This is a genomic window from Geminicoccus sp. (assembly GCF_036263595.1).
In the GTDB taxonomy this organism is placed as follows: Bacteria; Pseudomonadota; Alphaproteobacteria; order Geminicoccales; family Geminicoccaceae; genus Geminicoccus.
This window is the reverse complement of record NZ_DATAGQ010000192.1, coordinates 58,021-69,700: the sequence shown is the minus strand read 5'-3', so window position 1 is coordinate 69,700 and position 11,680 is coordinate 58,021. Positions and strand designations below refer to the sequence as shown.

Here is an 11,680-nt window from a genome sequence, read left to right as displayed (position 1 = left end):
GGATGCCGTGCCTGGCCGCCAGCTGTGCTGTCGTCAGCTCACCCCGCAGCGCCTCCAGCGCCACCTTCGCCTTGAAGTCTGCCGAGTACCGCGTTCGCTTCCCCGTCATCGGGTCCGTCCTTCATGCAGAACGAACCAAGCCTATCCGCCTGTCCGCAATCCGGCTGACCTTGCCCCGTGAGTTCGAGCCGACGGCTCCGTCGGCCTGCCACGGGTCATGCAGGCGGACCGGCAGGAGGGCCGTCGGGGGACACGGATGACGGCTTGGCAGCGGCCGAGCCCGCCCGGCTGCGACGTGAGAACAAGCAACCGCGATGGGAGCGCGACATCCTCTCTTAAGCGGCGGCTCCGTTGGCGTCTTGGTGACGGCAGCCCTTGCAGGGATGGATGATCGGCCATCTCCTGACTGGTGATGGTTCCCACGCGAGATCGGCACGATCCACCCAGGTCTTCGAATTCTTGATCCGTTCCTCACCAGAGCGGTCGGCAGGAGCCGGCCGAGGAACCGTCTTTCCGATCGCGATCATGGCACGCATGCTCAAGGCGTATCCGAATCCGGCTTTCACGCTTGGCGGCAGCCGCCGGCATTGGCGCACCTGACAGCTGACAAGACGCTGTTGAAGCCAGCGCGGACGATCCACCCCAGTTCGCACGAGACATACGGCATGCGCTGTGTGCATGTTGGGCTGCGGACAGGAGGGAAAGGCATGGACGCAAGCGCATTGCACGGCTGATGCGGCTTGGCCGGTCCGGTCGGTGCCAGCCGCCGCCGCACCGTTGGGAGAACGGCTCGGCGCGATCGGGAGGCGCGGCCTGCCCCGGATCTCGTCGACCAGAGATGGCGGTCGGTCAACGGACATGATCCACCAAGGCGATCAGGCCAGAAAGGGGACCTCGTTGGCATCCAGCAAGCCAAGGAGGCCAGCGTTCGGCCATCCTGCCAGGGCCTGCTGGCCTTGGCCGCTGCGCGCATGGATGATCGGCTGCTGCCGATCATGGAACCGGTTGGAGACACCTACGACAACGCCATGGGTGAGAGCTTCGCCACGCTGGAATGCGAACTGCTCGGCAGGCGCCGGCTGCATCCCGGGCCGAAGGCCCGCAGGGCTGGCTTCAGCTTCATCGAGGGCTGGCATCGCCCGATCCGTCTGCATTCAGCCCTCGGCTACCGGCCGCCCTTGGCCCACGAGGCAGAGATCGGGAATCCCATGGCAGAACCCTGACCACCAGGCCCATCACCACTCCACAAGAAACGGGGCAGCTTCAGGGCCCGGCTGAGATGCGCGGCGTCGTACCGGCTCTAGCCATCAAGACCCGCTGCCATCGTACGTCCTCCTGTTCAGAAGATGACACACCACGACACGCCGGGGCCGTGCGCTCAGGGAGGATCAGGCACTTGTGAGGGGCTAGGGGGGCAAGGACTGGTCGGCGTTCTCGGGCCAGCTCAAACAGCGCGATCCCGCCGGCGTTGAGCTGATCGTCCCGGACGCCTGCCTGGGTTTGGTCGAAAGCACCGCCGAGCACTTCACCGGGCCGAACGTCTTCAGCCACGTGCCGGGCGAGAAGGTGCGGGAGGTCCCACCATGCTAAGGTGGATCCGCGGCCAGGAGGGCAGACCAGCGGCAGGAAAAGGGACGTGGTGGTCAAGCTGCATCGAATGGGCAAGGTCGCCGAGTTGGTCGAGCAGGGCGTGACCGAGAGCTTGAGCTGCGATGCCTTGTTCGGAGCCGCAACGGCGGCAGATCGCTCGAGCAGATCGTCCCCGAGATCCGACGGCATGTACCTGTGCTTGGCTCTTTCCCAAGAAAGTGCACTGAACCTGGCCGCAGCGGCTGCGTCGATCGTTGGGACGCACTGGTTGCCCCGGCGTTACCTGGACCTGCAGCCACCGCACGAGGCGAAGCTCGCCAGCACCTGACCAGAATTGCCACCGCCTGAAACCAACCTGCGCAGGGTCGTGGACACTATCCGACCAGGGGTTGCGCCTCCCTGGTCGCAAGACGTGCCGGGGCGAACTCGTCGACCACGCGCACTATCCTGAACCTGCATGTGCCGCGGGTCCGGCCCTTGATGAAGCCATGGACGTGACCTGGTTGGATCACAGGCGCGTGCTTGGGTCGTTGCCCAGCCGGAGCCGGTCCCGCTTCGGCTGCCTTGCCGAGCACGTCCGGATCCATGCCAAAGGAATGGTGCGACCGCTACACGCCAAGCCAGCGGGACCAGTTGTTTCAAGCCTGTGCTCTGTCTGATCGCCCCCCATTACAAGAAGCGATGGATCCTGGATGATCCGCAGGATGTTCTCGTGGTGGCGAGGGAGCATGTCTGCTGGACCTGTGCTTTCGCTCCGCCTAGGGTCGCCGATGTCTGGTTCGTCATCATCGCGGCGACGTCCCGCCGGGATCCCGTCCATGTCTGCCGCGTCTCTCGCTGCCCCGTTCCGTGCCGTCGAGCTGGCTCTCGGCCGGCGCAGCGCAGCCGTGCAGGCGGCCTTCTGGATGGTACTCGCCGCCTTTCTGTTCTCCTGGATGGGCGCCTTGGTCCGGGTCGCGTCGGTGGAGCTTCATCCGTTCGAGCTGGCCTTTTTCCGCATGGCGCTGGTGCTGCCGATCATGCTGCCGCTGATCTGCCGGCGCGGCGTGGTCGGCCTCAGGCTCGCCCAGTGGCGCGGCTACCTGATGCGCGCCAGCTTCTCGATCATCGGCCTGATCGGCGGGTTCTATGCGCTGGTCAACATGCGGTATGCCGACAGCATCGCCTTGAGCTTCACCTTACCGATCTTCGCGACGATCGGTGCTGCTTGGTTCCTGAAAGAGGACGTGCGGCTGCGACGGTGGATGGCGGTCCTGATTGGCTTCCTGGGCATGCTGGTCATCATCCGGCCAGGCTCGGAGGCGTTAAACCTCTTCAGCCTGATCGCGATCGGAGCCGCCGCGGCCGCGGCGGGTGCTACACTGACGGTCAAGAGGCTGTCGCGGACCGAACCGGCCGGGGCAATCGTCGCGAACCTGGCACTTTATCTGACGCCGATGACCTTGGCCTTCGCGCTGCCGGTCTGGGTCTGGCCGAGCTTGGCGACCTGGGGATTGCTGCTGATCATCGGCGCTCTCGGGACCGTCGGCCAGATCGCGCTGACCCGCGCCTATGCCGCCGCCGATGCATCGGTGGTGATGCCGTTCGACTATCTGCGGCTGCCCTTCGGCGCCTTCCTGGGCTTCGTCATGTTCGCCGAGCGTCCCGACCTTTGGACCTTCGTCGGGGCCGGGATCATCGCCGGATCATCCATCTATATTGCCTATCGGGAAGCGACGCAGGAGCGGGTGAACCGAAAAAGGCCTCAACCAGTTGAACCCGACCCGCACGAAGCGACCGGGCATGCGCCGTAGCCGCGTGGTGGCCAGCGCCAGCCGGTTCAACGGGCCATGCCCCGTAGTGGTTCGAGGTCCGGGGGGTACGCCGTTGGTGAGTACTGACTGAGGCTTCCCTTCTCGCATCGACCATCGAAGTCGGTAGCGGCACGCCGCTGGCTCGACGACAGGTCCGTGTACCTTGGACATCCTGCCCGACCATTGGATCATCCGCAGTTCGAGACGCCGGCTCAGCCGGCAGGCAGGCACGGTTTTTCGTGCTACCTCTCCCTGCCCACCTATCTGGGAGACGATCTCCATGGTCGACTTGCGATCCCGTCGCGCCGCCTTCCGCGACCTGCACGCCAAGGGGCATTTCATGCTCCCCAATCCCTGGGATATCGGTAGTGCGCGAAGGTTGCAGGCGCTGGGGTTCCCAGCCTTGGCGTCGACGAGCGCAGGCTTGGCCTGGTCGCTGGGACGTGACGATGGCGATGTGACGCTCGACGAGGTCCTGGCCCATCTCCGTGAACTGGTGGCTGCCACGGAGCTTCCGGTCAATGCGGACTTCGAAGCTGGGTTCGCCGACCGGCCGGACGATGTCGCAGCCAATGTCCGCCTTGCCGTCGAGACAGGCGTTGCCGGTCTCTCCATCGAGGACCGGACCGGCACGCAGCTCTACGACCTTCCGCTTGCTGTCGAACGCATCAGGGCTTCCCGCGAAGCAATCGATCGGACAGGCGAGGACGTGCTGCTGGTCGGGCGGACCGAAGGCTTCCTGATCGGCCGAACGCAGCTGGACGCGACGATCGAACGGCTGGTGGCGTATGCGGACGCCGGGGCCGACGTGCTGTACGCGCCTGGTGTCACCGAGGCCGGCGCCATCGAGGCGATCGTGGCTGCCGTGGCGCCAAAGCCCGTCAACGTGCTGCTCCTGAAGCCGGGGATGAAGGTCTCGGACATGGCTCCGCTCGGGGTCCGGCGGACCAGCGTGGGCGGATGCCTTGCCCGTGCCGCCTGGGCCGGCTTTCAGGAGGCGGCGGAGCAGCTGCGCAGCGAAGGCTCCTTGCCTGGAAGCTGCTTCCGGAGGATCTGACCGAGCCTTCGGGCTGTTGCGATAGATCACGATCGACAGGTGTCCATGACATGCGTGCCATGCTCCTCGATGCCCCCGGGCAACCATTGCGGCTGGTCGACCTGCCCGTTCCCGAACCTGGCCCTGGCCAGGTGCTCGTGCGGGTAGCGGCCTGTGCGGTCTGCAGGACCGACCTGCATGTCGTGGATGGCGAACTCCCGGAGCCCAAGCTGCCGCTCATTCCTGGGCACGAGATCGTGGGCGAAGTCGTGCGCTGCGGCCTCGGCGTCGACCGGTTCCGATCCGGCGAAGCAGTCGGAATACCCTGGCTCGGGCGTACCTGTGGCCGATGCTGGTACTGCCGGAACGGCGCGGAGAACTTATGCGACCACCCTGGGTTCACCGGCTACACGATCGATGGCGGCTATGCCGAGTACACGGTGGCGGATGCCGCCTACTGCTTTCCCATGCCCGACGCCTATGACGCCGTGGCGGGTGCGCCTCTCCTTTGCGCCGGCCTGATCGGCTACCGCACGTTAGCCATGGCCGGTAATGCGGAACGGCTCGGGATCTACGGCTTCGGTGCAGCGGCGCATATCGTAGCGCAGGTTGCCACCTTCCAGGGCCGCTCAATCTACGCCTTCACGCGTCCGGCCGACTTGGCAGCCCAGGCCTTTGCGCGTGAGCTCGGTGCCAGATGGGTCGGCGGATCGGACCAGCAGCCGCCGGAACCGCTCGACGCGGCACTGATCTTCGCGCCGGTCGGCAGCCTCGTTCCGGCGGCACTGCAAGCGGTCCGCAAGGGTGGCACCGTCGTCTGCGGCGGCATCCACATGAGCGACATCCCGAGCTTTCCCTACCGGCAGCTCTGGGAAGAGCGGGTGATCCGCTCGGTGGCCAACCTCACCCGCCAGGATGCGCACGAGTTCCTGCAACTGGCGCCACGGGTTCCGGTGCAGACGCAGACCACCATCTATCCGCTGGCGCGTGCCAACGAGGCTCTGGCCGATCTGCGGCATGGCCGGCTTCAAGGCGCTGCCGTCCTGGTTCCGGACCAGCCGTGAGATGAGGCAGGCAAGGCTGCAGGTAGAAACATGTCCAGGCACATCGCGATCCTCCAGGGCCACCCGAGCGGCACCGGCGACCATTTCTGCCATGCGCTGGCCGAGGCCTATGCGCGTGGGGCCGTGGAAGCAGGACACGAGGTCCGCCGGATCGACATCGGCAAGCTCGATTTTCCGCTCCTGCGCAGCAAGGCCGACTGGGACGACGGCATGCCGCCACCGGACATCCAAAACTGTCAGACGACGATCGCCTGGGCAGACCATCTGGTGATCATCTACCCGCTCTGGCTGGGCGACATGCCGGCTCTGCTCAAGGGCTTTCTCGAGCAGGTCATGCGGCCAGGCTTTGCGACCAGCAGGGTGGAAGGCGGGATGAAGTGGAAGACGCTGCTGAACGGCAGGACCGCGCGTATTGTCGTGACCATGGGCATGCCGTCGCTCGTCTACCGCTGGTACTTCGGGGCGCACAGCCTGAAGAGCCTGAAGCGCAACATCCTTCGCTTCGTGGGCATCCGCCCGGTAGGCGACAGCCTGATCGGCACGGTCGAGGGCAGCGAACATGGGCGGCAGAAATGGCTGGGCCGGATGCATACCTTGGGACGCAACGCCCGTTGATTCCTGCCGGAGCGCGGACGACATCACCTGGCTCGCGCACCACGTTGGGCTAGATGTCATCGAGGCGTAGCCTAGCGGCGGCAGATAGTTGCCCAGCCCCCTCGAGCAGAAGAACAGCATGCCTGACGCCTCGGATGATGCCACCACGAACGCTCCTTCCGTGGGCGTGCGCGACCATGACGACCTCCACCAACTGTTCGCCGCGGTCTGCAACCTGCGTCAGGCAGTAGAGCACGATGGTCAGGCGATCCTGCGGGATCTCGTGGCAGGCGGCGAGGCAGCGGCACAAGGCCAGGGCGTGCAGAACCTTGCCAGCTACATCGCTCTCCGACGCCATGACATTCGCAGCCTGCAGCGGCGGTTGATGTGGCGCGGCCTGTCCTCCCTCGGCCGTCTGGAAAGCCGGGTCCTGCCGACCCTCGACGCGGTGCTCGCCGCGCTGGCAGCGCTTTCAGGTCAGGTCAGCCCGGTTCCGGCGCCAAGCGAGGAGATGTTCTTCGCCGGCGAGGCCGCGTTGCACGATGCGACGGACCGGCTGTTCGGCATGCCATCCCCGCATCGGCGAGGCCGGATCATGGTCACGCTGCCGAGCGAAGCTGCCATCGACCCCGACTACGTGCTCGACCTGGCGCGACGTGGCATGGACATCGCCCGCATCAATTGTGCCCATGACGACCGTGAAGCCTGGAGCAGGATGGCCGACCATGTTCATTGGGCGGGCGAAGCCTTGGGCCGCCGTCTCACGGTGTTGATGGACATTGCCGGCCCCAAGATCCGCATCGAGGCGGTGGCCGCCGACAACCCGAAGGCGCGGCTCCATGTCGGCAGCCGCTTTCGGTTGGTCGCCGCCGGGTCGCCCGAGCCTTCGCCAGACCTTCCTTTCACGGCGTTGGTGTCGCTGCCCGAGCTGGTCACGCGCCTGAGCGTCGGCGACCGGGTTCTCTACAATGACGGCAAGCTCGAGGGTGTGGTCGACGAGGCTGCCGACGGCGAGGCCATTGTCCGCGTGACCCGCGTGAAGGCGGCCGGAGCCAGGCTGAAGCCCGAAAAGGGCCTCAACCTTCCCGACACGGCGCTGGGCCTGTCGTCGATCACCGACAAGGACGAGGCTGACCTCGGCACCGTGATCCGGATCGCCGACATGGTCGGCTATTCCTTCGTCGCCCAGGCCGCCGACATCGATCTCCTGGATGCGGCTGTGCAAAAGCATGGCGGCGAGGGCCGGCCGCTCGGGCTGGTGGCGAAGATCGAGCGGCCCGATGCGGTCAGGAACCTGCCGGCGCTGATCGCGCGTTCCGTGGGCCGCCGTCCCTTCGGGGTCATGATCGCACGTGGCGACCTCGCGGCGGAAATTGGCTTCGAGCGCCTGGCGGAGATGCAGGAAGAGATCCTGTGGATCTGCGAGGCCGCCCACGTGCCGGTGATCTGGGCCACGCAGGTGCTGGAAGACCTCGTCAAGGACGGCACGCCGTCGCGAGGCGAGATGACGGATGCCGCGATGGCGGCGCGCGCCGAGTGCGTCATGCTGAACAAGGGCCCTGAGGTCGGCGCCGCCATCGATCTGCTCGACCGCTTGCTGGTTCGGATGGACGCGCACCTGGTCAAGAAGACGGCGATGCTGCGGGCACTCTCATCCTGGTGAAGGGGCCACCCCGGCGGGCAGCCACCTTGCACCGCCGAACGTGATCATCGTGCCCGCCATGCCTGGGAGCGGGCGAGGATCCCGCGCGTCAGGCCGAGGTAGAGGAAGCGGACGGCTGCTGTCGTGAGGAAGATCATCATCGCCATGGCCGCAGCGGGTGCCACATCGCCCGCATCGTCCATGTTCAGTACCGCCACCGCCGCCAGCGTCGTGTCTGGCGAGTAGAGGAACACTACGGCGGACACGGTCGTCATGGCGTTCACGAAGAGATAGATCGCGATGTCCAGGATGGCCGGCAGGCAGACCGGCAGCGTCACCCGGAAGAAGGTGCGATAGAAGGGCACGCGCAGGGACGCCGAGACCGTCTCGAACTCCGGGTCGATCTGCTTCAAGGCGGTTACGGCCGTCAGGTGCGCGACGGAATAGAAGTGGCTGATCGTGCAGATGACCAGGATCGCCATCGTGCCATAGAGAACGTTGAGGGGATTGGCCGGGCTGTTGAAGAAGAAGATGTAGCCAAGCCCCAGCACGAGGCCCGGCACGGCGAGCGGCAGAAGTGCCAGGAACTGCACGAGCCCGCGCATGCGCTGGAAGCGCGGCGTCTTCTCGACGAGGTAGGCGCCGAAGAAGATCACCGACGTGCCGATCAGGGAGGTCAGCGCTGCCATCGTCAGGGAGTTGTAGTAGCTGCCCCAGCCCCCGCCATCCATCATGTCGAAATCGTAGTTCTTGAAGGTCGGAACCAGGTTATATGGCCAGAACGTCGCCACCGACGCCAGGAACGCGACCAGGATGACGGTCAGGATGGCCAGCGCCATCACGAGGCATACGACCAGAAAGACCAGATCCGTGCGGCGGTCGGGCTTGGGCGCATGGGGAACGGCGCGGATCGACAGGAGCGCCGACTGCCGCTGCTGCATCCGGCGATCCACGAGGAAGGCGAGCACCGCCGGAAGCAGCAGGATCAGGCCGACCACGGCACCCATCTGGAAGTTCTGCTGGCCTACGACCTGCTTGTAGATGTCGGTAGCCAGGACGTTGAACTGGCCGCCGATCACCTTCGGCACGCCGAAATCGGTGATCACGAGCGTGAAGACGACGAAGGTCGCGCTGATCAGGCCGTAGCGGGCACCCGGCAGCGTCACGGTGCGGAAGGTGCGCCAGCCTGTTGCCCGAAGTGCCTCGGATGCCTCGTACAGCCGGGCATCGGAAATGGAGAGTGCCGTCGTGATGATGATCAGGGCGTGCGGGAAGGTCCAGAAGACCTCACCCATCACGATGCCGATCGGCCCGTAGATCGACTGTCCGAACAGCAGCCCCTTGGCCAGGCCCTGGTTGCCGAACAGGTAGACCAGGCTGATGGCCGGCAGGAGCGAGGGAGCCAGCAGCGGGATCTGCGCGATCATCCTGAACACAGCGCGGCCCGGCATCCGGGTGCGCGTGATGCCGTAGGCATAGACGAAGGCAAGGAGCACGCAGATGAGCGTGCTCAGGACGGCGATCCAGAGACTGTTCCAGATCGAGCCCGCGAGCCCGGCATGACCGGCATAGGCCCGGAAGTTGGAAAGGCCGACAAAGGTCCCGTCGGATGCCTGGAAGCTCTTCGACAGGAGCGCCCAGAGCGGCAGCAGCACCGCCACCGTCAGGCAGAGCGCCACGGTGCAGAGCATGGCCCGCATCAGGATGTCGTTGCGGTCCAGGCGCTGGCGGACCGGTGCTGCCAAGGCGGGCACGGGCACGGGCAAGTGGCTCGGGCCGATGGCCGACGCGGCCGTCATCAGGAGCGCCTCCCTTGGCTGCTAGACCGGCGGGCTGGCGAAGACGCGCAGCCGGTCGGGCGGCAGGCTCGCCCGGATCGCGATGCCCGGCGCGATCCCGAGATCGCGCACGTCATTCATGGACAGGTCGGCGGAGAAGCCGAGGCTGGTGCCGGTCACATGCAGCGACGTCGCGAAGTGATTGCCGATGAACTCCATCACGCCGACCTGCACATCGACGGCATTGAGGGTGGAGCCGTCGATCTGGCGGACGACGACGTCTTCGGGCCGGATGCAGACCGTGACTTCGGTGCCCGGCGCGAACGGCATCGGCTCGGCGATCTGGAAAACGGCACCCTGCACCTCGATTTGCGCCGTTGCCGCCAGCCGGCCCTTGAGGAAGTTCATTCGGCCGACGAAGTCCGCGACGAACGGCGTGGCCGGCCGCGCGTAGATCTCGTCGGGCGTGCCGACCTGCTCGATGCGGCCCTTGCTCATGACGACGATCCGGTCGCTCATGGTCAGCGCCTCTTCCTGGTCGTGCGTCACCATGATCGTGGTGATGCCCAGGCGGGTCTGCAGGTCACGAATCTCGCCGCGCAGCCGCGCACGCACCCGCGCATCCAGCGCCGAGAGTGGCTCGTCGAGCAGGAGCAGGCCCGGCGAGAGGGCCAGGGCGCGCGCCAATGCTACCCGCTGCTGCTGTCCGCCGGAGAGCTGGGCCGGGTACTTGTCGATCTGATCGGCGAGCCCCACCAGGTCGAGCAGTTCCTTCACGCGCCGGTCGGTTTCGGCGCGGGGACGTCCGGTGGAGACCAGGCCGTAGGCGACGTTGCCGCGGATCGAGAGGTTCGGAAACAGGGCGTAGGACTGGAAGACGATGCCGAAGTCGCGCTGGGAGACCGGCAGGTTGGAGATGTCGCGGCCGGCCTGCCGGATCGTGCCGGTGGTCTGGACGTCAAGGCCAGAGATGGCTCGCAGCAAGGTGGTCTTGCCGCAACCCGAGGGACCCAGGAACGAGACGAAGTCACCAGCCTCGATGTCGAGGCTGATGTTGTCGAGCGCCCGGTAGGATCCGAACTCCTTGGTGACGTTTCGAATGACCAGGTAGGGCTCGGCCGGCGGGGCGGCTGCCATAATGCGGGGCTGGTCCGCCTATGACTTCGGTTCCGACTTGCTGTCGTAGCGCCTGCTCCACTCGGCAAGGATGCGGTCCCGGTTCGCGGCCGCCCAGGCAAAGTCGTTCTTGATCAGCAGCTTCTCGACATCGCCCTGGATGTGCTCGAGCGACGGCTGGACACCGTTCTTCGCAACCACCGCGAAGCTCTTCGCATAGATCTGGTTGGCCTCGGGCGAGGTGGCCCAGTCGGCGAGCTTCCTGGCGGCGTCCGGCTGGTCGGTGCCCTTGATCAATGCGGTGGCCTCCATGTCCCAGCCGAGCCCGTCGGCCGGCAGGATCGCCCGGATCGGTGCACCGTCGCCGATCGTCCTGTTGGCGCGGTACTCGAAGGACAGGCCAATCGCATATTCGCCAGCACCTGCCTGGCGGCAGGGCTTGGACCCTGAATGGGTGTAGCTGGCGATATTCTCGTTCAGCCTGTCCATGAATGCCCAGCCCTTCTCCTCGCCCATCTGCTGGAGCCAGGCCGACACCATCAGGAAGCCCGTGCCCGACGAGGCCGGGTTCGGCATGGCGACCTGGCCCTTGTAGGCCGGGTCCGCCAGGTCCTCCCACGAAGCCGGCACCGGCAGGCCCTTGGCCTCGGCCTCCACCGTGTTGAAGCAGATGGCGGACGCCCAGACGGCGGAGCCGACCCAGCTCGGCGGATCGGCGGGGTCGCGCATCAGCGGCTTGATGTCGGCAAGGCCAGTTGGCGCATAGGGCACCAGCATGTCTTCCTCGGCCAGCAGCATGAGCGATGTCGCCGCCAGCGCGAACACGACGTCGGCCTGCGGGTTCGCCTTCTCCGCCAGCAGCTTGGCCGTGATGATGCCGGTCGAATCGCGTACCCAGCGCAGCGTGATGTCGGGATTGGCCGCCTCGAACGCCGCCTTGTACTCCTTGAGCTGATCTGCTTCCGCGGCGGTATAGACCGTGAGTTCCGCGGCCTGCGCCGTCATGGCGCCCATCGAGACAAGAATGGCGGCGAACATCGACCGACCGAGCATGAGAACCTCCCGAC

At 66.1% G+C, this 11,680-nt stretch carries 11 protein-coding genes; 7 read left to right on the top strand and 4 right to left on the bottom strand.

The window, feature by feature from the left end; genetic code table 11:
• On the bottom strand, positions 1-109 hold a 109-nt coding region (locus VHL31_RS20585), incomplete at its 3' end, for a transposase (protein ID WP_329663115.1).
• An 862-nt stretch (positions 110-971) separates the two neighbouring features.
• Between VHL31_RS20585 and VHL31_RS20580 the strand changes: the two genes are divergently transcribed.
• From VHL31_RS20580 to VHL31_RS20550, 7 genes are all read left to right on the top strand, one after another.
• Positions 972-1,223, top strand: coding sequence for a hypothetical protein (locus VHL31_RS20580; RefSeq protein ID WP_414653783.1), 252 nt, complete (start codon positions 972-974; stop codon positions 1,221-1,223).
• A gap of 413 nt (positions 1,224-1,636) precedes the next feature.
• Positions 1,637-1,918, top strand: coding sequence for a hypothetical protein (locus tag VHL31_RS20575; protein ID WP_329663114.1), 282 nt, complete (start codon positions 1,637-1,639; stop codon positions 1,916-1,918).
• A gap of 490 nt (positions 1,919-2,408) precedes the next feature.
• Positions 2,409-3,383, top strand: coding sequence for a DMT family transporter (locus VHL31_RS20570; protein ID WP_329663113.1), 975 nt, complete (start codon positions 2,409-2,411; stop codon positions 3,381-3,383).
• Positions 3,384-3,663: 280 nt separating this feature from the next.
• Entirely contained in the window at positions 3,664-4,440 is a 777-nt protein-coding gene (locus tag VHL31_RS20565; protein WP_329663112.1) for an isocitrate lyase/phosphoenolpyruvate mutase family protein, read from the top strand.
• Between the two features lie 50 nt (positions 4,441-4,490).
• Positions 4,491-5,483 carry a zinc-dependent alcohol dehydrogenase family protein gene (locus VHL31_RS20560; protein WP_329663111.1) on the top strand — a complete coding sequence of 331 codons (993 nt, stop codon included), beginning with the start codon at positions 4,491-4,493 and terminating at the stop codon, positions 5,481-5,483.
• Positions 5,484-5,513: 30 nt separating this feature from the next.
• Complete coding sequence (locus VHL31_RS20555; protein ID WP_329663110.1) at positions 5,514-6,098, top strand: NAD(P)H-dependent oxidoreductase; 585 nt, start codon at positions 5,514-5,516, stop codon at positions 6,096-6,098.
• A 118-nt stretch (positions 6,099-6,216) separates the two neighbouring features.
• Positions 6,217-7,740, top strand: coding sequence for a pyruvate kinase (locus VHL31_RS20550; protein WP_329663109.1), 1,524 nt, complete (start codon positions 6,217-6,219; stop codon positions 7,738-7,740).
• A 44-nt stretch (positions 7,741-7,784) separates the two neighbouring features.
• Here VHL31_RS20550 and VHL31_RS20545 read toward each other — a convergent pair whose 3' ends face one another.
• From VHL31_RS20545 to VHL31_RS20535, 3 genes are read right to left on the bottom strand one after another with little or no spacing between them, the layout of a single operon-like run.
• The gene (locus tag VHL31_RS20545; RefSeq protein ID WP_329663108.1) at positions 7,785-9,518 is read right to left on the bottom strand and encodes a putative 2-aminoethylphosphonate ABC transporter permease subunit; all 1,734 of its coding nucleotides are present in this window, start codon (positions 9,516-9,518) and stop codon (positions 7,785-7,787) included.
• Between the two features lie 21 nt (positions 9,519-9,539).
• Positions 9,540-10,634 carry a putative 2-aminoethylphosphonate ABC transporter ATP-binding protein gene (locus VHL31_RS20540; protein WP_329663107.1) on the bottom strand — a complete coding sequence of 365 codons (1,095 nt, stop codon included), beginning with the start codon at positions 10,632-10,634 and terminating at the stop codon, positions 9,540-9,542.
• Between the two features lie 18 nt (positions 10,635-10,652).
• Positions 10,653-11,666 carry a putative 2-aminoethylphosphonate ABC transporter substrate-binding protein gene (locus tag VHL31_RS20535; protein WP_329663106.1) on the bottom strand — a complete coding sequence of 338 codons (1,014 nt, stop codon included), beginning with the start codon at positions 11,664-11,666 and terminating at the stop codon, positions 10,653-10,655.
• Between the last annotated feature and the right edge of the window lie 14 nt (positions 11,667-11,680).